Origin of the sequence: Mesorhizobium sp. B2-1-8 (assembly GCF_006442545.2) — a bacterium.
Lineage (GTDB): Bacteria > Pseudomonadota > Alphaproteobacteria > Rhizobiales > Rhizobiaceae > Mesorhizobium.
In genome coordinates this window covers 3284201-3306566 of the sequence record NZ_CP083952.1, presented here as the reverse complement: position 1 = coordinate 3306566, position 22366 = coordinate 3284201, and the positions used below count along the sequence as shown (strand labels likewise).

The following is a 22366-nucleotide window of genomic DNA, read 5'->3' as shown; positions in this document are numbered from 1 at the left end:
CGAGCTCAGCGCCGTTCGCGTCCGGCATAGGCGATCAAGCGGGCGGCCTGAGGCTTGGCGGGCAGCACCGAGCCTTGCGGGTCGGATGTCGATGTCATGGCGCCGCGCTGCACCCAGGCCTGAAGGTCGTCGACGGCGTAGACGACGCGGCCGCCGAGTTTGCGATAGGCAGGCCCGGTGCCGTAGGTGCGATGTTTCTCCAGCGTGCGCGCCGAGAGACTGAGGAAATGCGCAGCTTCCGAAGTGCGCAGGTAGCGCGGCGGCAGTGGCGCGGCGTCGGCGTTCAAACCCGTCACGGCCTGACTCTCACTCTGATCGTCCGCGCACAAAAAATGCCCGGCGCTCTTCCGAGTGCCGGGCAGTCGATCTGCAAGGATGCTGTGCCTACTCGGCGGCGTCGAGCTGCGGTTCCTCCTCGTCAGTCACTCCGTCCTCGCCGTCACCCGCGAGGAATTCGGGCAATGGCTCTTCTTCGCTACCCGAGTTGGCATTGGCCGCCTCCACATCGAGCTCGGCAAGCCGCAGCGGTTCAGGCAGCCAGCCACTGTCGGCCAGGAGTCGCTCCGCCTCCTTGGCCATATCGGCCTTCTTGAGGTGGTCGATCAGCTGGGCAGCGCCCTCGCCTTCCCCCTCGCGCACGGCCTCGAGGATACGCGCCTTGGTGACGCGGCCGAGATAGTTGCCGACCGTCGGCCGCCAGCCGGCGTCAACCATGTCGAGCCCGACTGCGCGGGCCAGGTGGTCGGCCTCGGCAAGTCGCTGCTGCACGCCATGTGCGGAAGTCGCGCCGTTGCCGTACCGATCGACCCTTTCATAGAGAGCGTTCACGCCGAAGGACGCGCAGTGAGCGAACAACTCGGCTTGCTCGGGGACCGAGAGCGCCGCAAGCGCATCCCAAAGATCGGCGACGTTGCCTGGGAGACGGGTCTCCCAGGCCTTGTGGCGACCATCGATCGCGCGTGCGTAAGGTGTATCGCGAAGCTCGGGAGGCTGGGCCGAGAAGACCGTGCCACGGACAGAGACTTCCATCGCCACGCCTTGCGACTTGTAGCGAGAGAGAAGACGTCACGGACGAACTTGTGCAGCACAGCCAGAAAAGCGGCCGCCGGATCGTTTGCGAGTTTGTCGCGCAGCGCCAGCGTACGCTCGGCGGTCAACTCCATGATCAACCGATCCGGCAATGGCTTGATGCCATCGTCGTCGTCATCTTCCGGCTCGGCCAGTCGGCTACCGTCGATGGTGATGACGGACCGCCGGACCGGGCCCGTCGCCGCTGGTTCGTTGCCTGCCTCGACGCTGGGACCGTTGTCACCCTCCGGCGCACCGGGGGCTTCGTCCTCCGGCTTCACATAGCCACGCTCGACGAGAAGCGAGCCGTCCGATTCCACGCTGATGAAGACGCCGGCGCGCGCGATGTCGTCCGGGTCGAAACGGGCGGGGCGCGTCTCCAACGCCTTGATCGCGGTTTCAAGCTCGCCAAAACGCTGGTCGATTTCATCCGGCAACTCGTCGGCCTCCTCATAGTCGGCCTGCAGCTTGTCGAACTCATCGCGCAGTGCGCCGAGCGTTGCCTGTTCCTCGTTGGTCAGGTCGACAGGCATACTCTCGAGCTCACGCAGGCCGTGAGCCGCGCCATAGGGGAAGCTCACCGCGACTTCGATCCACTTCCAGCCTTCATTGGCGATTTCGTCGGCCATCACCTGAAGCCTCTCGGTGACGAGACGATCTAGCAAGGGCACATCTTGCAACCACCCGCCATCATCCGACTGGAACAGGTCGCGCAGCACAGCGCCGCCTGCTGCCTCATAGGCGTCGAGGCCCACGAAGACGGCTCGCTTGTCGGAGGCACGGACGGTGTTTTCGGTCAGCATGCGGCGGATCTGGTATGGCTCCTTCGACCAGCTGTTCTTGACTGCCTCCCAGACCTGCTCTTGCCGTGCATGCTCATTGTTCACCGAGAAGGCCTCCAGTTGGCCGATTGTCATGCCATCGTCGGCATAGACGTCGAGAAGCGCCGGCGACACGGCCGTGAGCTTGAGGCGCTGCTTGACTATGCTGACCGAAATGAAGAAGGCGGCGGCGATCTCCTCCTCCGACATGCCCTTGTCGAGCATTTCCTTGAAGGCGCGATATGCATCCAGGGGATGGAGCGGGGCTCGCTCGATGTTCTCGGCAAGGGAGATTTCTTCCGCGAGGATCGAGCCCGAAGAACCACCGACGACACACGGAATGGAGGCGGTCTTCGCAAGCCGCTTCTGGTTGACCAGCATCTCGAGGGCCCGATAGCGGCGGCCCCCGGCCGGCACATCAAACATGCCGGTCTCCTGACCCTTCCCGTCAAGCACGGGACGGACGTGGATGCTCTGGATCAGACCGCATCTGGCGATCGATGCGGCCAGGTCCTCGATCGAGACACCAGCCTTGATGCGCCGGACATTGGTCTGGGCAAGCACCAGCTTGTTGAAAGGAATGTCGCGTGAGGGCGACAGGATGATCTTCTGAACGGCGTTGGCCATCGGAGTTCTCCGCGACGGGCGCCGAGAGCCTCTCTCTCGGTCCTGAACCCGTCCCGAAAATCCCTTCAACCCTCTTCCTCTCCCGTCTTCTGGCGCAATGCGGTGCGCGGCTGCCGACAGGCACCGGCGTGCAGCACGCGCTCGCCCCCTATGATACTTCCCGCCGCGCGAGCAGCTTCGGCGTAAGCTGAGATCGGGAATTCGCCCATGAACAGCACATCGCGTTCAATCCCCAAGCCGAATGCCAGGCGAGCCGACTGCAGCTCCGATAGACTGAAGCTGCCGAGCTCGGGACAGCCGAAACCGAGATCGGCTAAACCAAAGAGTGTATCGCGATCCTCGTCGAGTTCGGTGGCAAGCCAAGTGCCGGCGGCGACTGGATTGAAGAAACGGACAACTGGCACATGGTCAGCATCCTGATCGCGGCCGTTGGCGAGAAGGCGCTCGCGCAGCTCCGGAGGGAGGAGGATCATGCCGCCCTCCTGTCGTTACCCAGATCCTTGGCAATCGACAGCGCGGTTTCATCAGGCAGATGGCCGAGAAGCCAGTCAGCCGCCTTGCTGGCCCGGCTGGCGGCGCGCACGATCGCGCGATTATCCTCACGCAGCACCTTCAGCCAGGATCCGATGTAGTCGGCGTGCCGAACTGTCGGAACAATGCCGAACGAGGCGCAGGAGAAGGCGGCGCATATTTCGGCTACCAGTTCCTCGAAGGCATATTTCTTGCTGCCAAAAATCCCGGAAAGATCGCGAGCAAGGCGCGATCGATGACCGGTGGCATGGCCTAGCTCATGCAACGCCGTGCGATGCCAGTTGATGGGCTCGAAGAAGGCCTGAGGCGGCGGTACCTGAATCCGGTCGTGCGACGGCATGTACCAGGCTCTGTTGCCACCGATGTGGAATTCAATGCCGGTGGCCTCGATCAATGCTTTGACCCGCGGCTCGATCGATCCCACATCCGGCGGAAGAGGTGCAGCCGCGATTGCATCGGGCAGCCCTTCACATTGCTCGAGGTTGAAGACAGTGAAGCGCTTGAGGAAGGGCACCGCCCTGGCATCGTCACCAGTCTCTTCAGCGCGATTTCTCTCCTCGCCAGGGACAAATCGATCAGCGTAAACAACAGTAATGCCGCGCTCACCTTTCCTCACGTTCCCGCCGAGCGAGACGGCCTGCCGAAAGGTGAGCCAGGATTGGGTCGGGTAGCCGTGCTCGATGACGGCGCCCCAAAGGATAAGCACATTGATCCCGCTGTACGCCCTGCCGGTGCTGGCATTCGTCGGCAGGGACAATGGCGCCTTGGCGGCCGCGGTCCCCCACGGCTGAACCCAAGGGAAATGACCTGCCTCCAACTGGGCGATGATCTTATCAGTGATATCGTCATAGAGGTTCGTCCGATCCGCGCCGGCGCGGACCCGTTTGCTCTGAGTGGACATCGCGATTCTCCGCGACGGGCACCGGAGGCCTCTCCTCCCGCTTGAAACCCGTCGCTGAAAACCCGACCCTTCTCTGACTCTCCGTCGGGAGAGCGCACTGCTCTCCTGACAAATGTAAAAGGGCGTACAAGGCGGAAGCACCGAAATGTCCGTAAGCGGAAACAAGTCAGTTCGGTGCTGGAGCAGGTTCGTGGCCCTGAGACCGGTTGAACAGGGCGGCCGAAGGAGCATCAGCCTAGCGCCGCCGTAAGGCGGGATGCGGGACCGACAGCCCCCGGCGAAGGGCGCCATATGATGGCGACCAGTCCGGTTCAAGCAATACTGATTTCGATGTGACCGATGCCGAATGAAGTCTGCTGCTCGGTGAGAAATGCCGCGGAGTTGTGTGTCGCGAAGCCACTCCTGAATGCTGATGGAGGCATCGACAAGCCAAATCGGCTGTCCCACTAACCCAGCGAAGCCGGAACTGGCAGCTGGATAAGTGGGAGGAAAGGCATTAGCGCTCTCCCGCTACCACCATTCCCCCCCACTCCTTTGACGCCGTGGGGGAAAGCACGCTCGCCTAAGAGTGCCGTCAGCAGCCCAGCGATTTCGACTTCGACCCCGCCGGTTCTCGACGGATCTCGAAACACCGTGACGGTTTCGACCAAGCCACGCATCGCCTTTGCACATTCGGAATCGCCAGAAGCAATGCCCTTGGCAAGCCCGGTCTGAAGTTGGTTCAGTTGTTCCTCGTAGCGGGCGAGCACCGCAGGGTGCAGCGCGATCACTCCGGTCGCAGCGGGCACCCGATCCAACTCTGCCAAAATGCTCTTGCGCTCTTCATTCAGTGTTGTTGATTGCGGCCCCAATATAGCTGGGTCGCCGTGGCCTTTGGCGATGGCGTTGACCAACCGCTCGATCTCCCGAGTTAGCTCTTCAAGCCGTCGCTCCAAACGGGTGCGCCTGGCATCGGTATCGGTCTTCGTGGTAGGTCTGGACGTACTGGGCAATCACTTCGGGATGGCGCAACTCGGCGGTAAGCCCGTTCAGAACTGCAGTTTCGACCGTATCCAAATAGAAGGTCTTCGGATCAGCGCATATTCCGCTCTCTGTCGCGGCCGAACAGCGGATGCGAACGCGCTTGGATTTGTCCATGCCCTTTGACGACGAAATCGAGTAATGCTGCGCGAAATCGGCATCGCCGGTTTGCAATGAAGCACCAGGCAATCTTACGCCGAGGTGTCCAGCATACGTCTGAAAAGCAACCGTACCGACGAGCACGGCTCTTAGGCGGAAGATTCCTGCTGCTCCGATGGCTTCAACGCCATCGCCAGTGAACCGGTCCGGTGCAGTCAGCCCTGCTTCGCGAGTCAGTGTGGAGACCAGGTGTAGACCTTCAGCATGATTTTTTTCCGAAGCCGGCACACACTTCTAAGAAAAATGCGCTTGCTAATGAATAAGTGCTTAAACTGCTTGCGCTCTGTTTAAGAAATGGTTTGTTGTTGCTATAAATAGCTGATCTGACCAGCGACGACGATGCTTCTCATGCAGGCGGGCGTGGCAGACGCTCCAAGGCGGCGTGTCTGAGGGGAGCATAAAAAAGCTGGGGGTGCCACGCCGCGAATTTCTCCTTTTTCGGCCGTCGTTTGTCGTGCCGCTGTTTGTAATCGCTGTCGAAGACACTGCGAAGCCGGCGATACCCCCAGCTTTTTTATGCTCCCCTTGCTGAGGTTCTCTGCAAAGCTTTCCTGGTCCTCCGCCTGCTCACACAGTAAGACCTTTGGGACAGGGTCATTGGGTCATCACCGCTCACCGCTTCGTCGGGATAGGCGTTACCCTGCGCTGCTAGGCGGGCTGTCTTTTGAAGTGGGGTAGCTTGCCGGTAAGTAATCACGCCACGATTCCGGACTCATTTCCGTGGAAAGACGGGCTCCTGCGAGATGCCATAACTCTTAGAAGCTGGTCCGAGAAACGGAGAAGCGCCAAGAGTTTCGCGATTGAAGAAACGGTGTTTATAGCCGCCTTCAAGACCCGGAGGCTTATCGAGAGCGAAAGGTTTCTTCAAACCTGGCCTCGCTGAACTTGTCGGCGAACTTCTATCGCTGCAAACTTAAGGGGATAAACAAGCACACCAGGTACGGCATCGAGAGCTACTATGACTTCTCGGCGCCAGCCAATGTGGACCTTCCGGTTGGGGACGTGGTGAACAAGATCATTCACAGCTTTGTGTTCGGCGAGACGTTCAATACTCCCGCGCTCCACATCGCAAGTTCCATCCGAAACCAAGCCGTGAACGGGTTCAGGGCCTTTGGTCCGTCACTTTGAACTCATACATCGACGTTCTCAATCGGGAACGACGATCCAAAAAAGTACATTGGGATTTCCAACCCCAAGCCCGGCGATTGGGACACCTAGGCCGGCAACGGCGATCCCCCGGCTGAGTTCGCAGCCAAAGCGGTCGCGCGTGTAACCCCATGGAGAAAGAGGCGTCCGCCCTCTTTCTTCCTTCCACCCTGCTTGAGCGAACCGACACCGAGTGGGTTGATGGGCTCCTCGACCGTTGCCGCCATTTGGGAATGAGGGCCGGATGGGCGTGGACGTCAGGGCGCTTAACGCGCGACAGCCAACCGAGACGGACAACCGCGCCTAACGGGTCTCCCTGCCGATAACTGTGCTGCACGGAAGCCTCGGCGACAAGCAGCGCGGGAACCTGCGTTACCATCGAAAGTTCCTGCTCATGGCAAATCACCCGATTACCGGCGTACTCACCTCGATCGGCACGTGGACCTCTCGGCCAGCAGCATTCCTGGTGTTGCTGGCATATGCGATCGTCTGGATAGTTTTCGATCGGCAAAGCTTGAACTGGCATGGAGCGGCCACGCTCCTCACCTGGGCCATGACGCTGTTCATTCAGCGGGCGGAGCATCGCGACACCCAGGCCATTCATGCCAAGTTGGACGAAATGTTGAGATCAAACAGTTCGGCTTCGACCATCACCCGCATTGATGATGAAGAGCCGGAGGAAATCGAGAAACATCGCAGTCGCAAGCAGCAGGGCGACTGACATGCGCGCTGCCGGTTTCGTGGCGTTGCTGACAGGTGCGAAGCAGATCTGGCTGGATCGGAAGTTCAGCCCGCTGCTCAGGGGACTGAGCTATGTGGCCGTTGCGGCCCTCGCCGGCTTGGTCACATTGGCGGCCATAAACCTGACCCCTGAGACACGCGTTTTGCGGACGATCGTCCCGCATCGTTTCGATGCATCGGATCCCCAGTTCGCCAGGTCGATGAGCAGTTACTCGCTGGGACAGATGTCCGACGCGAACGCGGTGCAAACCCTTGTGAACGGTGACGAGATTTTTCCTTCGATGCTTCAAGCGATCGGCGCGGCTCGGTCCACCATCAATTTTGAGACTTATATCTATTGGTCTGGGGCCGTTGGCTATGAGTTCGCATTGGCATTGGCGGCCAAGGCGCAGGAAGGTGTCGAGGTCCGGGTGCTCGTCGACTGGGTCGGCAGCCTGCCTTTCGATGAAGACCTGATCCACATCATGACAAGAGCCGGCGTGACGTTCCAGCGCTACCGGCCGATCCATTGGTACACATTGGACCGTCTGAATAACCGCACCCATCGCAAACTGCTCATTGTCGACGGACAAGTGGCCTTTACGGGTGGTGTCGGCATCGCGGATAATTGGCGCGGAAACGCCCGCAACCCGGATGAATGGCGCGACACGCACTATCGGGTCGAAGGGACTGCCGTACCTGCTTTCCAGGCAGCGTTTGCCGAAAATTGGTTGGAAACGACCGGTGAGACATTGCAAGGTGAGAAGTTCTACCCTCCGCCCGAGCCTGCCGGGTCGCTTGGCGCCCAGCTGATAATCTCTTCGCAGCCAAATGGCTCGGAGAACATGGAACTGATGATGCTGGCGGCGATAGCCGCCGCCAAGGATCACCTGCGAATCGGAATGGCGTATTTCGTGCCCGACGACATCGCCCTCCAGCAGATCCTGGACGCGAGGACGCGAGGCGTGTCGGTCGATGTGATTGTTCCCAATGCGCTGACCGACGTGCCTCTGGTTCGAAAAGGCTCGCGCTATTTCTGGGGCGACTTGCTTAGGGCGGGTGTGCGGATCTACGAGTTTCAGCCCACCATGTATCATCCAAAGCTGCTGATTGTTGACGACGTCTGGGCGAGCTTTGGTTCCACCAATCTGGACGAACGCTCCTTGCGGCTGAACGACGAAGCCAGTCTGAACGTCTACGGCAGGGATTTTGCAAGAACGCAGATCGACTTGTTCGACCAGGATCTTGGGCGGTCCCGGCAGATCACCCTGGCCGAATGGGAAGCGCGTCCCCTGCGGGAAGAAATTTCGGACTGGCTGGCTAGCAGGCTGCGCTCCCAACTTTGAGACTTGGCTGTCATTGCGTGCAATCTGCGCGAAAACTTCCTCGATACCCACTGTAAACGGGTTGCAAAGGAATTTCCTACCACAGAGACCAGCAGTGACTTTGGACAAAGACGACGTGCGTCTAGCGATCGGCACCGACGTACTGGTGCGCAGACGCCTGCTTCAAAGCGTCAATGTGAACCTGACGGTTCATGCGGTTTCGCTCGACGCTTAGAAGCTCTTCCTCACAGGTAAGGCCGTTCATGAAAAGCTTTAGGACGTGGGATGCGAGTGTCCGTGCCTGCGGGCTGCTGAGCGGGATTCCCCGCTCTTCGCAGGAGGTTCGGCAGACGCGGGCAAGCATCTCCACTTCGTCGGGCATGACGACTTGGCCAGGAAACAACATGGCTCCCTTTTCTCCCTCAAATGTGCCTTGGATGCTGGACCATGACTCTGCCCGCATCTGGAGTCATTAAGAAATGATAAAGCGGGCGAAGTTGGTCTGAATTGGTACCGTCTTTTTGTGGGAACGTTCGCGGACCACCTCGAATGTTCGGAAGGCGGCGATCGTTCCTCGCGAGCGGGTTCTTTTCCTAGCCTGAAATCCGGAACATCAAAGGTCACCCGGCACTGGGGCGACTGACACCTGATCCTCTGGCAGAAACGTCACCTTGCCTGCGGGCACGATCGAGGAGAAGGTCAGACTGAAAAGCAGCACGTTTGCAGCGTCGGTTACATGCATCATCCACGTGTGACCACCTCCAACTAGCTCGCCGCCCAAGTCAGCCAGCATGGTGCCCATTGCTCTAACCGCCTCAGTTCGCGCGGTATGCAAGTCGGGCAATTCCGTCCCCTCTACATCCGGAACCAGAGCGCCATCATCGACGTGAAAGTGATAGCGAGGCATTGAAGATCCTCCTGATTGGAGGCCAAAACTTCGCATTCCCCTTGATGTTCCGCCGCTGCAGCGGCCTGCAGCGGCCCAGGGCTGCGAATCCAGGTTAACGGGGAAGTTGACCCAGGATTGAGGCGAGGTAGTCGGGGCTCCATCCGGCCTTTTTGCGCCTCAGTTTGATCGACTGCCTGTCGTTGATTGCCCGGACGAGGTTGAGGGCAAAATGGCGGACGATGGCCATGTTGTGGGCGCCATGGCCCTTTCTGAGCCGCGACTGGTCGTCCTTGAAGACGACATCAAGGGTCCAGTGCAGGGCATTCTCGATCAGCCAGTGGCCGCGCACGGCGTGGGCGGCCCGTTCGGCGGTGAGGTCGGCGGAGGCGATGAAGTAGCGGGTATCGAAGCGGCTCCTGTCCTTATGGCAATCCGGCGACCGGAATTGCGGCGGCGCTGCGGCAAATGCGGCAGCGCCAGCCGAATCTGGAGCGACGTTCGTTGATCGCCACTCATTTGCAGACGCCGAAGATTGCCGGCATCCTGACAACCCTTCGTCGTTAGGTTCCGGCGCGACCTTCAAGCGGTCTTGGGTTGTGCAACTGGCTTGGTTACGGCGCACCTCCCCAATTGTGGGATCGCGGCGCCTGACGCGATCCCACGCTCCAGCTACGGCGCCACCGCGATGTGACCCTTCATGTTCGGGTGGAAGCGGCAGAAATAGTCGACCGCTCCCGCGGCCTTCAACGTCAAGCTTGCGGACTTCTTCGGCGGGATCATCACGTCCCAACCGCCCTTGACGGTGGCCGTGTGGGCGAACATGTCCTTGTTCACCCATTCGATCGTGTCGCCTACCTTCGCCTCGATCGTCGCTGGCGAGAACACCAGCTTGTCGATGGTGACCTGAATGGTTTCGGCCTTCACCGGCGCTGCAATGAACGTCAGCGCCAGTGGAAACCAAAGATGCCGTATTGCCGCCATCAACGCCGGCCTCATTTCAGCGTACTGGCGACGTGTTCGGCATGCTGCTCATGGCCCTGGAATATCTTCAGGCCGGTCTCCAGCAGGCTCTTCAGTTCGGCATTGCTGGCTGACGGAATGAGCAGCGTTTCGAGAGCGCCGTCTACCTGCTTGTGGTAGGCCACTTCATTGTCGACATAGGCTTTGTCGAAGGCCGCGCCCTTTAGGTCGGCGAGCTTGGCCCGCTCCTCCGTGGCGGCTTTGGTGAGCGCCTTGCTGGTGGCGTTGTCTTCCGGCGTCACCTTGAGCTTCTTGACGAGATCGAGCGCCTGCTTGTTCACCGCTTCGTGGTCGCGCACCATGTCCTTGGCGAAGGCGAGCACCTCCTTGTTCTTTGATTTCTTGAGCGCTTGCTTGGCCGCCTCGACATCGATCACGCCGGCAGTATAGGCGATGTGCGCGATCTGCGGGTCGGTTGGTTTGTCGGCGGCTTGCGCGAGCGGGGCTGTGCCGAGCAGCAGCAAGGCGGCCAGGACGGCAGTGTGACGAATAAGCATGAGATCTCCTTCGCCCGCACGCGCAAAATCGCATCGGGCATCGTTTTCAGTTGACGATCATTGGATGCTGGGTAACGGCAAATGTTCCCGACAAAATCAGCTGAATTCGACGAGGATCAGTCTCACAAGCCGAGCCGCACCATCACGGCAACGGTCAGCCGTTCGCAGCGCCGGCCGGCGAAGGGGAAGGCATCGAGGAGCACTGGCCCGATTTGGTCGTCCAGCGCCTTGCGCAGCAGGACGCGGGCGCGATGCAGGCGGGTCTTGATAGTTTCGGGGCGCACGCCGAGTAGTTCTGACGTCTCTTCAATGCTCAGGCCCTCGATCACCCGTGCCACGAACACCATCCGGTAAAGATCTGGAAGGGTGTCGGTCGCCCGTTCGACAAGGGCCAGAATCTGCCGTTGCGCCATCGTCCGCTCCGGATCGTCGGTTGGGTTGAGGGGGAACCGGATGATTTCGGCTTGGGGGTTGTCGGGCATCGTCACCGTTCGCCGTCTTTTACGCAACCGGCCAAGCGCTTCGTTGATGACGATGCGCGACAGCCACGTGCCGAGCGAGGCGTCGCCGCGAAAACTTTCGAGATGGGCAAAGGCCCTGACATAGGCCTCCTGGACGACGTCCTCGGCCTCGCTGTCGTTGCGCACCACGCCGCGCGCGATCCGGTAAAGCCGCTGGTTATGCGTCTTGATGATGGTGCGGAAGGCAGCGCCGTCGCGCGCCATGGCGCGCTGTGCCGATACCAGGTCATCAGAGGCGGCGATGAGTCCGATCGCGTCTCGTCGAACGTACGACATGAGCAGTCTCCTTACCCTTCAATAGATGGGTCTCGACAACAAGGGTTCCCGAAATCGTCACACCGGAATTGACGACAGGAATTCGCGCCTGAGATCAACGTCCGTGTCAAAAACGCCGAGCATGCATTTGGTGATCAGGCAGGTGCCGTGCGCGTGTGCGCCGGAAGCGCGAAGAGCCTAAGGGTTAGCCCCTAGTGCTTGGTCCCATGTCCATGCGCGGCGGCGAGTTCTCGAATGTGCGCCACTGCCTCATACTCGGTGCCGAATGGGCTGGCGATAGCGGTTCCGTTTGGATCAAGGGTCACGGCCAAGAACGGGAATCCCTTCATAGGCGGCGAGTAGACGACGAAGGCGCGCTTTTTGCTCATCATCCTGTCTCGCACGTTGCGCATGAAAAGCCGGCCAGAGTCTATTCACCATTCCTTCACCATATCAGCACATGCTGATAAGCGGACATGCTGATGTAAAGCGTACATGTCAAAAGCCCCGGTGCAGACCCAAGCACCGGGGCTTTTTCGTTCTGATTTTATAGGTGGTTTCGGGGCTGAGGAATGGTGAAGCTAGAACACGCTGGCGAGGCGCCAGCCGTGACGATATTGGTGGTCGAAGACGAGTTTTTATAGGAATGGACATCGCAGACACGCTGAGGGAGAAGCCCTGCGTTATTGTGATCGAAGCTCGAACGGCTGACGACGGCTGGGAATACATCGCAACAAATAGCCCGGTCGACGTTCTTTTCACTGACCACCGACTGCCGGGCTGGCCCCCTGCTCAGGCTAGGGGCCCGACCAGCCGGACAATTGCATTGGCGATTACTCCGCGATATGCACTTGACATAATCGCGAATTACTCTGACGCCGACTAAATGACACGGATAGGCCATCGTACGTTTCCGCATTAAGCGGCATCCATCCTCTACCAGACGCCCTTCAGTGACTCTCGTCTTGGTTCCACCAGCGTCACCGATTGCAGCCGCGCCTGGCGAGCCGTCCGTCACGGCGGTGCGCGGCGGCAGGGCATCTTCCTCGTACGCCAACTTCGCGCGAGCCGGTTGAGCCATCTACATTGATCCTGCAGACGTGTGACCACGCAACCTTTCGGCAGTGTCGCCGTTATATGCTGTTGTGCTAATAAATTCGCCAGGAGGGGCAGGCGATGCAAAGGCCGGGGGGCAAACTCACGGAACGGCTTGACGAACTAAGCGCACTTTACGTGCTGACAGACCGCCTTTACAGGGCAAAATCCAACCACGAAGCGTTCGAGGCAGGCCTCGACGCCATCCGCGACGGTCTGGGGTGCCGGCGGGCGTCCATGTTGTTGTTCGACGACGCCGGCGTGATGAGCTTCGTGGCATGGCGGGGTTTATCCGACGGCTACCGGCAGGCCCTTGCAGGGCATTCCCCCTGGAAAGTAGGGGAGCGTAACGCAGAGCCGATTTTCGTATCTGATATTGCCGAGACGGACGAACCCGCAGCCGTAAAGGACAGAATCGCCAGCGAAGGCATCGTCGGTCTGGCGTTCATCCCCCTCATCGCGCAAGGCGAAGTCGTAGGGAAGTTCATGACTTACTACGAACAAAAGCACTCCTTCGCCAGCCACGAGCTTAACCTTGCCACCACAATCGCACGACAGATCGGCTTCTATCTTGAAAGGACCCGAGCGGAAGAAGCTCGGAAAGCCGCAGAAGAGGAGTTGCGCGCGTCCGAACAACAATTCCGCCTAATGTCGGAACATGCACCAGTCATGATCTGGACCTGTGACGCATCCGGTAAGTGTACGAACTTGAACAGCATGCTTCGCGAATTCTGGGGTGTCCCCGTTGAGGAGGTTCCGACCTTCAGTTGGCACACCACCATGCACCCGGATGATGCCGAGGAGATCGGAGCCCGGATGATGGAAGCGCTGGCGACCCAATCGACCGTTTCGGTCCAGGGTCGCTACAAGAATTGCAAGGGCGAGTTCCGCGTCCTGCTCACGGTGGCTCGACCCCATTTCTCGGCCAAGGGGCAATTTCGGGGGCTGATCGGGGTCAATGTCGACGTGACGGAAAGCGAGCAGGCGGAAACAGCGCTACGCCACAGCGAGGAGCGATTTCGATCGGCGGTGGAGGCGGCTCCAAGTGGCATGGTCATGACGGACGGGAGCGGCCGCATCATCCTGGTCAACCTGCATGCCGAGGCCGTATTCGGCTACGAGCGAGAGGAAATGATCGGCCAAGGGATTGAAATGCTGGTCCCGGACCGGTTCCGCAGCTCACACCCGGTGTTCCGCGGTACCTATGACAGTCGCCCACTTGCCCGTCCCATGGGCGCAGGCCGGGACCTCTATGCACGGCGCAAGGATGGCAGCGAAGTCCCGGTGGAGATTGGGCTCAGCCCAATCCAGACAAGCGAAGGGCTGATGATCCTCGCCTCAGTCGTGGACATCAGCGAGCGCAAGCGATCGGAAGCGCAACGAGAACTGCTGATGGCGGAACTCAACCATCGTGCCAAAAATACCCTGGCAGTGGTCCAGGGCATTGCACACCAGACATTCAGGGGAACGCCCGCCACCGAAGCTCATGCCGCCTTTGAAGGCCGGCTCATGGCCCTCTCGGCCGCGCACAACATCCTGACTCAAACTAGTTGGGAGCACGCGTCCCTGGAACAGCTTGTTGCGGACAGCATTCAGATCAGGGGCACGTTTTCCAATCGGGTATCAGCAAGCGGGCCAGCCGTACTTCTGCAACCCAACCAGGCGCTCGCTGTCGCCCTCGCCCTCCACGAACTGCTGACAAACGCCGTCAAGTATGGAGCTCTTTCCAACGAGGCCGGCAAAGTTTCGGTCGAGTGGTCTCGCACCTCCCTGCCCCGGCCGCGATTGAATCTCATCTGGAGCGAATTGGGCGGCCCTGAGGTCTCGTCTCCGTCGCGGCGAGGGTTTGGCTCCCGTCTGATTACTGGGGGCCTCGCGGCAGATCTGGAGGCGGAGGTCGCCTTGGAGTTCCAGCCTCAGGGGTTGGTCTGCAGGATCGATGCGCCGCTGCCAGATGGGGTGCTTGCACAATGACGACACTGTCTGGAACGCGGGTGCTCCTGGTCGAGGACGAATCCGTAATTGCCATGATGGTGGAGGATTTTCTGACCGACCTCGGCGTCACGGTCATCGGTCCCGCCACTTCGATCAACGCCGCGTTGGAACTGATATCTACAGATCAGATCGACGCGGCCGTCCTGGACCTGAACATAAGGGGCGAATTGAGCGAGCGCGTTGCCGATGCCTTGAGGCTTCGTCGCATCCCGATGGTTTGCGCCACCGGCTACGGCGAGGGAGCGGCTGAGTTCGCGAGAGGAGCCCCGATCATCGACAAGCCCTATTCCAAGGACAAGCTGGCCACGGCCTTGCAATCGGCTCTCCACAGTGCCGGCGGAGTGGACGAGTGAGTCGAAGAGAACCACCATTCCAGTCTGCATGTCTGTGCCTGGTGAACCGTGCGTCGACCGACAGATAAGTTTCGGGAAGATAACCTAAAGCTTAGGCTGGCCCTTCGGGCCGCCCCTATAGGGATTTGGGACTGGAACCTCGAAACGAACGAGATGAATTATTCGCCACGGGCTCGGGCGATCTCCGGTTTCTCTCCCGACGAGCCTATCACCCTCGAGAAAGTTCGCGCCGTCACTCACCCAGAGGATTTACCTCGCACGTGGAAACTGGCCGGGATGGCGTTGGATCCTGCGATCAGGAACACCGACCCTTACGAGTACCGGATCGTGCGCGCTGATACGGGCGAGGTTCGCTGGGCTCTGGCGCATGGGGAGGCGGTCTTTCAACGCGTCGGCGACACAGTGAAGGCGGTGCGCTTCCTCGGCACCATCCAAGATATCACCGGTCGCAAGCTGGCGGAAAATGCTTTGCGAGAGGCAGAACTCAGGCAGCGACTGGCCATCGATGCAGCCAGAATGGCTGTGTGGGAGCTCGACGTCCCCACGGATCGTCTGAACGTCAGCCCCGAGCTCAATCGAATGTTCGGTTTGGCCGCCGATTCATGTCCCTCCGTCGCGGAACTGCGGATGCTCTTGGCTCCGGGCGACCTAGACAGGATCATGGAAATTCGCGCAAAAGCGGCGATGGGGACTGATCCGCATTTTGAAGCGGAATTCCGTTGCAGGTTGCCCGATGGATCATTGCGCTGGCGACTGCTCCGCGCAGAAATAAAGACCTCCCCCACTGGAGAGCCAAAGCGCATCATTGGCGTTCTAATGGATATCGACGAGCGCAAGCGCGCTGACGAACAGAAGCACCTGCTGCTCCGTGAGGTGCACCATCGAGTGAAGAACTCGCTCGCCGTAATCCAGGCGCTGGCCACTCAAACGTTTGGACGTGGCGCCGCCGATCCGGATGCCCTGAAGAGCTTCCTCGGCAGACTTGCTGCCCTGGCGAAGGCTGCTGATTTAACTGTAGCGCAGCAGGGTCAACCCTCCGGATTGATGGAACTGATCCGCAGCGTTATCGAACCCTTTTGGTCCCCAAACAGGTTCGAACTTCAAGGGGACGCAGTAAGGTTGCCAGCGCGGCTAAACGTACCGCTTGCACTCGTGTTCAACGAACTCTGCTCGAATGCGGCCAAATTTGGCGCGCTTTCGAATCCAAACGGAACGGTCGGCATACGGTGGGAAATCACGCCGACCGGGCTTGAACTGCACTGGCAAGAACGCGGCGGACCTCCTGTTCCTCCAAGGCTTGACCACGGCTTCGGGCTCAGACTGATTTTGGATGTGTTGCCTGTAGAGTTCGGCAGTGCACAAATTGATCCGCGACTTTCCGGAATTTCGTGCCACATCTTGGTTGCCAATCCCGATTGAACCAACGAAACCACGATCGCCCAATCCGGTAGTGCGTCAGTTTGAAATTACTGCGCGAAATTCGCTAAGCCGCATCGCTGGGTGTAGGGTGCCTTTGTCGTTCGCACCCAACCGAGGCAAACGGACGCTAGAAAGTCATCTCAGGTGCCTTCGCCCGAACAAGGGAGGAGAGCGTTATGCCTTTCTCAAAATTCAGCAGCCGGTTCACGTCTGAAGATCTGAATCTTCTCCAGAAGGTATTCGACCAGCTCTGCCAAGAGCGTCGGCTGCCTCTTAAGGATAGGGACCAGAGGGAACGGCTCGCCTTGCAAGTCATAGCAGCTTTCGAGGGCGGCTTCACCAATAGATTGCGCTGTCCCCGCTGATATAGATCACGGGCATCATCGCATTGGCTTGCCGCACATGCCGTGCAATGTCCAACCGGAGATGCCGTCACCGACTCGGATATCCGAGATCAAAGCGTTGAACGATCCGGGGGCGGCATCAAAGGCTGGCAGGGCTTGCGCAGCGCTAGTCACACCCACAACTTTGAAGCCAGATTCTTCAAGCCCGCCTTCGAGGTCGAGCAATATCAGTGGTTCGTCTTCAACGACCAGAACCAACCCATTCATCATTAAAAATCGTTCCCCTCTGGCGTCGCCAACGCGCGAAGGGCTTTCCAGTTCCGTCTAAAATAATAAGTTGTCAGACAAATGCCGTAGCGGCGACCAGGATGATCCCGATAGCCGCCGAAGTCATGACGACGACCATCGCTATCTCGAACGTGCCGCCGCCGTTCCCTACGCGTCCTGCCATTTTGGCGCTCCCCAGTCGTTCCCGACCTTTTTTGTTTTTCCCTTCCCCAAGCAAAGACCAAAAGCGGCATGCGGCGGAATCGCCTATGTTAATGGCGAGTAAAAATGCCTCGGTAGGCGCTAGGCGCTACCCAGCCGCAGGGGAATGACCGGCGCGACCCGGGGGTTCATTGGGGGATGCAGGCCGCACCGGTCACTGCGGGTTGATCGGACGTCCCTCCCCGCATTGCCTAAAATATTGTATATTAGCAATTGCGCAACTAAGCTTTTTGGCGCTGTCCAGCTGTAGCCTGTGGAAACCGGGTATCGCGGCGATTTCACTTCGAGTCACATTAGGAATCGCTCAGGCTGTGTTACGTTAGATGAATCGAATCCATAGGTTGTAACCGAGAGCCAAAGACCGGCCACCCTATTTGTCATGAGGATCAACAACTTAATGGCGACTTCACCTCGACTTCCGGCGCAGACGCGCTCGCTTACCCTGCGCTATCTGTTCGCGCGCTACGCCGACTGCCTGATGGCACAGGTCTTCAAGCCGGTCGCCTGCAATCGATCGAGCAATGGACCGCTAAGGACGGTGCCGGCGGCGGCTAGGGCCAGCCGCCGGCATAATCGCCTCAGTGCTTGATCTCGATGCGCTTGGCCTGTGACTGCGCTTTCGCGGTCTTCGGCAGCATCACCGTCAGCACACCGTTCTTGAAGCGGGCGTCGATCTTATCCTCTTCGATCTCGTGACCGAGGGGGATACGGCGCTCGAATCGGCCGTAGTACCGCTCCGAGAACTGCCTGTTCTGGTCCTCCGATTGGGAACGCTTCTCGCCCTTCAGCGTCAGCACGCCGTCGTCGAGCAGGACCTCGATGTCCTTCTCATCCAGACCGGGTACCTCGGCGGTCACCTTCACCTCCTTCTCGCCGTCGGAAATCTCGACGCTCGGCCAGCCGCCGCCGAAGGAAGAAGCCCTGCCAAAGGCCGGCAGGCTGGAATCGAAGCCACGGAACACGTCGTCGAACAGCCGGTTAACCTCACGATGCAAGGACAGGAACGGGTCGCGATCACTGTCGCGCAAGACGCTCGGAAGCTGGTCGCCATTGCCACGGCTCCAGGGAATAAGATCACGGACACTCATAGTTCATCTCCTTCTGTTCGTTCATGACACCGTCCGGCGCCTTGTCCCGGTCGGGTCACCGGGCAGCGTCAGGCGGCCTGCTTGTTGGCCTCGATCTGCTTTGCCTCGGCTTTCGGCTTTGCCTTGGCGCTGCCGATCTCGATCCGGCGCGGCTTCATCTCTTCGGGAATCTCGCGCTTGAGATCGATCGTCAGAAGACCGTTGACCAGACTGGCGTTCAGGACCTTGACATGATCGGCCAGTTCGAAACGCCTACGGAAGGCCCTCTCGGCAATGCCGTGATGCAGGTATTCGGCATTGTCCTCCGCCGCCTTCTGGCCGGACACCATGAGTATGTTCTGCTCCTGCGTGATGTCCAACTCATCCTGCGAGAAGCCGGCCACCGCCATGGTGATGCGGTAGTCGTCCTCGCCATTTTTGGCGATATCGTAAGGGGGCCAGTTGTCGACCGTCTCTACACGGCTCGCGGCCTCAAGCGCGTTCAACATTCGGTCGAAGCCAACGCCCGACCGGAACAGGGGGGTGAAGTCGAAAGTGTTTCTCATAGCCACATCCTCCTTTGAGCAACATGGGTATAAGGTTGCCGTTCGAAATGCCGGTCCCGAGATGGGCCTCCGGCATCTTAGGATTTAGTTAGGCGATTTAGCCGTTCAAGACCTAAAAGGCAGTCTGCTTAGTCCGCCCGGAAAGATCCTGGCTGGAATGCCAGGGGGATAGATATCGATCTCGAAGACTGTGCTGCGCCACGGATTGGAGCGCGCTTCGGCTGGCGATGCGGGGCGGCGGCCAAATGGCCGTCGCCCCGAGATCGATTGCTGATCAGACATGCAACGGTTTCTGTGTGGTTGGAGGCATCATTCCGTCTTCTACCAAGATGTCCTTCCTCCTGGCGAACTGCACGAGAATACCGCGCGCGGTCTCTGCGTCGATGTCGCCGGCCAGCGCAGCTTTGCAGGCGCGGATCGCCGCCTTTTGCTCAGGACTGTTGCCACGCCAATCCGCGACGAACTGGTATGCATCGACAACTGAGTTGAGCTGCCGCGGAAAACCAAGCCCGACCCAAACGCGAACGGGCTTTTCGAAAGGTTGGGAAAGCATCTTTTCCTCCCTCCGAACGGTCAGGCGGCAAAGCCGCCGGTCCGGCCCGTCTTCGCGCCGGCCATCCAAGGTATCGCCGTGGCGACATCCTCGAGGATTTTCACCGAACGGGCAAAGCCAGCGAACGCGTCGCGGGCGACTTTCAACGGCACACTGCCGTCGAAGGCCCGGCAGCACGCCCGCTTCGCAGTCTCGTAGATCACGCCACGCCGGTGCGAAGGCCATTCATCAAGGAAGTCGAAGGCATCCTCAAGGCAGGCTATTTCCCGAATGAGACCTTCCGCGGCTCTCACGAATACGGGGCTCTCGAATGTCTTCTCGCTCATAGAAACCTCCAATTTTTGAACGATTTCTGGTGATTATGATGGTCGTCCCAACAAGCGGCGACGACCTGCGAAGAAATATGTGAAGGTCGGCCTTCAGCGTCAAGACCGGATGGCAGCCCCGAAACCTGCCGGGAACCTGTTTCCGATAACGACGACGGCAAGTGCAGTCGGATCAAAGGAACCGATGCCATCGACATCCGTTTTCCTCCGGCTCGCCCACAGGGTGAAAGGCGCTCAGGCGACAGGCCCTCCCGGCCAGTCGGGCGGGTTCTTCAGCTTCGACCGAACACAACATGGCCTGACAAGGCGCTTATGCCTCCCCATCGGCGGCTGTGAGCGACGAACGTGCTTCCACCCCGACCAAGGGAGGAGCCTTGAAAGGCCCTTTCATTTCCCACAGCGGCATTACCTATGCGGACGATATGAAACTGCTGAAGCAGGTTTTTCGATCGCGTTTGCCGCGAGCATGGGTTCGCGGAGGGCGGGCGCCCTCCTTGTTATCGACGTTGACGACTTCAACCTGACGGATGAATTTCTGGCGACCATGCTTGGTTCCCGTCGGTGGCCCGGCACATTTGCCTGCGCCGCGGGCTTGACCCCGCCAGTGGCCATGTTGTCCAGCGGCGGCTTGGCCTGCTCGGCCTTGGCGGCAACGTCCTGCGTCACCGGGACTTTCTTCTGGGCCTCCGCCGTTTGCGACAGGGCAAGCACGACAAATTTCCCGACGGTTTTGCTCTCCTGGCTCTGTGGCCTCATGGTTTGAAACCAGACTCGTCGAGCACGGCGACCTGGTTGCCGTCGATGTAGAAGCGGATTGCGTGCGCCTCGTTGTCGATTTCTATGCGCGTCGGTTGCGCGGCCAGCGCCGCCGGGGCGGTCCTGGCATATTTCGAGGGAAAATCCCCAGCCGGTGCGTAGTGGAAGAGTAACGCCAATGCGATGCATCCGGCGGTGAATACAAGGAAGGTAAGTCTGGAAGAGGTGGTCGACGTCATCTAGTCATTCCTTCAGGTTGAAGTGGCGTCTACGGTTCGGTTGCTCCAGAAATAGAAACATGACATTTGGCGTAACCAAGCTCTGTTCAAGGACCTTATGCCATATGACCACAGCTAGAAGGCGGCAGCGGTCAGCGGGCGAAAAAGTGACGGTACGTTCGGCGCGCATACGCGCGACCCGCGCACTAACGCCCAACAAGAATTCCGCACAATAGATTTCAAATGTCGAGTTTTTCTTTACTAGCGGATCGTTATTGCCGCGCCAAAGAACCGCGGCTTTCTCGCCGACATCCGCTAGACACCTTCATCGATGCTAACCTTGGAGGTCACACCACATTGACTAGTATGACCTGGTAGACCCGATCACGCGGTCACGTCGCCTCATTGTTCGGAGGCAATCGCCGATACATTTGCAAGGCAACAAGATCGAGAGATGCCAAGCTTACAATTGATATGCAGCGCATGGTTACTCATTTTGATTTAACAAGTTACTGGAAGAACTGGAACAAATCCATTGCCACACCTTTCGTTGATTCTGAATGATCAATGTCGCTTGAACATACTTCTTCACTCATATGTCGACAGGTTTAATTATGTCGATGACGGTGCTGCTGTCTTGTGCTATGTTTTGTTCAGCCTGCTGCAAGAATTGCAGCGGTGGTGCCGGGGGCTGCCGATGCGTTACCTGAACTCCGCTCACCATATCGATGTGGTGGCCAAGACCGGTTCGATCCGCGCCGCCGCGGAATTGCTCGCCATAACCTCGACGGCGCTCAACCGGCGTATATTGGCGATGGAGGCCGAACTCGGCGTTGCGATTTTCGAGCGACTGCCTCACGGCGTGCGATTGTCCAGCGCCGGCGAACTTCTAGTGCAGCACATGCGCAACCAGTTATCCGATATGGAGCACGTGAAATCGCAGATTGCAGACCTTGCTGGCGCCCGGCGCGGCCATGTGGCGATCGCCTGCAGCCAGGCGCTATTGCCCTACCATTTGCCGATGCAGATCTCACTCTACCGCAAGGAACATCCGAATGTGACCTTCGGAGTGCACCTGCGCGACCGGGAGGAGGCCGAGCGTGCCTTGGTCGATCACACGGCCGACATCGCCATCGTCTACGAGCCAACCCGGCTGGCTGCTTTCATGACGCTGATGCGGGTGCACCAGCCGGTGCATGCGGTTATGCGGCCCGATCATCCGCTGGCTTCTCACGAGACGGTGCGCTTGCGCGCTTGCCTCGACTATCCAATCGCGCTTCCCACATCAAGTTACGGCGTGCGCTACCTGCTCGACATCGGGGCGCAATCGTCATCGCTGCAGCTGGAGCCGGTGATTCAATCGGACAGCTTCGAATTCCTGCGCAACCACGCTATCTCGGAGGATATCATCACCTTCCATTTCCCAATTGGCCTGTCCCACCAGACGATGACCGGTGACATGATCTCCCGGCCGCTCGACCCGCGCGACGTGCCCGCTGGCATGCTCTATGTCGGCCAACTCAAGGGCCGCACCCTGCCGGTGGCCGCTGCCCGTTTCGCCGACCAGCTTTCCGACTCGCTGGCGCAGCAGTATGACGTGTCATGATGGCACCTGCCACTCAGCTTGATGCACTGGATAAGGCTGTCGGGGTAAGCGTTGCCGGTGTATGCGCACCCGTCAGGTG

21 protein-coding genes and 3 pseudogenes are annotated in these 22366 nt (G+C 59.4%); 6 read left to right on the top strand and 18 right to left on the bottom strand.

The annotated features are described in order from the left end of the window. Positions 1–5 precede the first annotated feature (5 nt). The 6 genes and pseudogenes from FJ970_RS16205 to FJ970_RS33630 all read right to left on the bottom strand — a co-directional run. Positions 6–287, bottom strand: a complete 282-nt coding sequence (locus FJ970_RS16205; protein WP_140523012.1) for a helix-turn-helix transcriptional regulator — start codon at positions 285–287, stop codon at positions 6–8. 97 nt (positions 288–384) lie between these two features. Beyond that, a pseudogene (locus FJ970_RS16200) lies at positions 385–2516 on the bottom strand (ParB/RepB/Spo0J family partition protein). A gap of 65 nt (positions 2517–2581) precedes the next feature. After that, complete coding sequence (locus tag FJ970_RS16195; RefSeq protein WP_140758000.1) at positions 2582–2989, bottom strand: DUF2958 domain-containing protein; 408 nt, start codon at positions 2987–2989, stop codon at positions 2582–2584. After that, a complete protein-coding gene (locus FJ970_RS16190; protein WP_140758001.1) occupies positions 2986–3948 on the bottom strand; it encodes an ArdC family protein in 963 nt (320 codons plus the stop codon). Before FJ970_RS16190 ends, FJ970_RS16195 begins: the two co-directional genes overlap by 4 nt. A gap of 446 nt (positions 3949–4394) precedes the next feature. Further along, positions 4395–4841, bottom strand: coding sequence for a hypothetical protein (locus tag FJ970_RS33635; RefSeq protein ID WP_181178458.1), 447 nt, complete (start codon positions 4839–4841; stop codon positions 4395–4397). A gap of 253 nt (positions 4842–5094) precedes the next feature. Then, positions 5095–5316 (bottom strand): annotated as a pseudogene (locus tag FJ970_RS33630) (GSU2403 family nucleotidyltransferase fold protein); the annotation flags it as partial. A gap of 1351 nt (positions 5317–6667) precedes the next feature. Between FJ970_RS33630 and FJ970_RS16180 the strand changes: the two are divergent. Together FJ970_RS16180 and FJ970_RS16175 are read left to right on the top strand one after the other, a co-directional pair. Continuing rightward, positions 6668–6994, top strand: a complete 327-nt coding sequence (locus FJ970_RS16180) for a low affinity iron permease family protein (RefSeq protein WP_140758171.1) — start codon at positions 6668–6670, stop codon at positions 6992–6994. Position 6995: 1 nt separating this feature from the next. Further along, positions 6996–8339 carry a phospholipase D-like domain-containing protein gene (locus FJ970_RS16175; protein ID WP_210243036.1) on the top strand — a complete coding sequence of 448 codons (1344 nt, stop codon included), beginning with the start codon at positions 6996–6998 and terminating at the stop codon, positions 8337–8339. A 592-nt stretch (positions 8340–8931) separates the two neighbouring features. Here FJ970_RS16175 and FJ970_RS16170 read toward each other — a convergent pair. The 6 genes and pseudogenes from FJ970_RS16170 to FJ970_RS16145 form a co-directional block, all read right to left on the bottom strand. Next, positions 8932–9225: a DUF6894 family protein gene (locus FJ970_RS16170; protein WP_140758002.1), complete on the bottom strand. Its 294-nt coding sequence runs from the start codon at positions 9223–9225 to the stop codon at positions 8932–8934. 94 nt (positions 9226–9319) lie between these two features. Further along, positions 9320–9628, bottom strand: a pseudogene (locus FJ970_RS16165) (ISAs1 family transposase); the annotation flags it as partial. A gap of 248 nt (positions 9629–9876) precedes the next feature. Next, on the bottom strand, positions 9877–10188 hold the full coding sequence (locus FJ970_RS16160) for a cupredoxin family copper-binding protein (RefSeq protein WP_140758003.1): 312 nt from the start codon (positions 10186–10188) through the stop codon (positions 9877–9879). Between the two features lie 11 nt (positions 10189–10199). Continuing rightward, positions 10200–10724, bottom strand: coding sequence for a DUF4142 domain-containing protein (locus FJ970_RS16155; RefSeq protein ID WP_140758004.1), 525 nt, complete (start codon positions 10722–10724; stop codon positions 10200–10202). A gap of 122 nt (positions 10725–10846) precedes the next feature. Then, positions 10847–11521 carry an RNA polymerase sigma factor gene (locus FJ970_RS16150; protein ID WP_140758005.1) on the bottom strand — a complete coding sequence of 225 codons (675 nt, stop codon included), beginning with the start codon at positions 11519–11521 and terminating at the stop codon, positions 10847–10849. A gap of 191 nt (positions 11522–11712) precedes the next feature. After that, on the bottom strand, positions 11713–11889 hold the full coding sequence (locus FJ970_RS16145) for a hypothetical protein (RefSeq protein ID WP_227791802.1): 177 nt from the start codon (positions 11887–11889) through the stop codon (positions 11713–11715). A 787-nt stretch (positions 11890–12676) separates the two neighbouring features. On the opposite strand from FJ970_RS16145, the gene FJ970_RS16140 reads away from it, so the two are divergent. Genes FJ970_RS16140 through FJ970_RS16130 form a run of 3 tightly spaced genes read left to right on the top strand, consistent with a single transcriptional unit; the run spans position 12677 to position 16362 of the window. After that, a complete protein-coding gene (locus FJ970_RS16140; protein ID WP_140758007.1) occupies positions 12677–14569 on the top strand; it encodes a PAS domain S-box protein in 1893 nt (630 codons plus the stop codon). Next, on the top strand, positions 14566–14943 hold the full coding sequence (locus tag FJ970_RS16135; protein WP_181178460.1) for a response regulator: 378 nt from the start codon (positions 14566–14568) through the stop codon (positions 14941–14943). Before FJ970_RS16140 ends, FJ970_RS16135 begins: the two co-directional genes overlap by 4 nt. Before the next feature lie 48 nt (positions 14944–14991). Further along, positions 14992–16362 (top strand): sensor histidine kinase, encoded by a 1371-nt coding sequence (locus tag FJ970_RS16130; RefSeq protein ID WP_140758008.1) that lies wholly within the window; start codon positions 14992–14994, stop codon positions 16360–16362. 380 nt (positions 16363–16742) lie between these two features. Here FJ970_RS16130 and FJ970_RS16125 read toward each other — a convergent pair whose 3' ends face one another. The 6 genes from FJ970_RS16125 to FJ970_RS16095 form a co-directional block, all read right to left on the bottom strand. Beyond that, the gene (locus tag FJ970_RS16125; RefSeq protein WP_181178462.1) at positions 16743–16976 is read right to left on the bottom strand and encodes a hypothetical protein; all 234 of its coding nucleotides are present in this window, start codon (positions 16974–16976) and stop codon (positions 16743–16745) included. Positions 16977–17773: 797 nt separating this feature from the next. After that, positions 17774–18283 carry an Hsp20/alpha crystallin family protein gene (locus tag FJ970_RS16115; RefSeq protein ID WP_140758010.1) on the bottom strand — a complete coding sequence of 170 codons (510 nt, stop codon included), beginning with the start codon at positions 18281–18283 and terminating at the stop codon, positions 17774–17776. A gap of 68 nt (positions 18284–18351) precedes the next feature. Further along, entirely contained in the window at positions 18352–18828 is a 477-nt protein-coding gene (locus FJ970_RS16110; protein WP_140758011.1) for an Hsp20 family protein, read from the bottom strand. Positions 18829–19102: 274 nt separating this feature from the next. Next, a complete protein-coding gene (locus tag FJ970_RS16105; protein WP_140758012.1) occupies positions 19103–19381 on the bottom strand; it encodes a DUF982 domain-containing protein in 279 nt (92 codons plus the stop codon). 20 nt (positions 19382–19401) lie between these two features. After that, entirely contained in the window at positions 19402–19707 is a 306-nt protein-coding gene (locus tag FJ970_RS16100) for a DUF982 domain-containing protein (protein ID WP_140758013.1), read from the bottom strand. A 752-nt stretch (positions 19708–20459) separates the two neighbouring features. After that, a complete protein-coding gene (locus FJ970_RS16095; RefSeq protein WP_140758014.1) occupies positions 20460–20702 on the bottom strand; it encodes a hypothetical protein in 243 nt (80 codons plus the stop codon). 514 nt (positions 20703–21216) lie between these two features. Between FJ970_RS16095 and FJ970_RS16090 the strand changes: the two genes are divergently transcribed. Beyond that, complete coding sequence (locus FJ970_RS16090) at positions 21217–22287, top strand: LysR family transcriptional regulator (RefSeq protein WP_227791801.1); 1071 nt, start codon at positions 21217–21219, stop codon at positions 22285–22287. Positions 22288–22366: the final 79 nt, after the last annotated feature.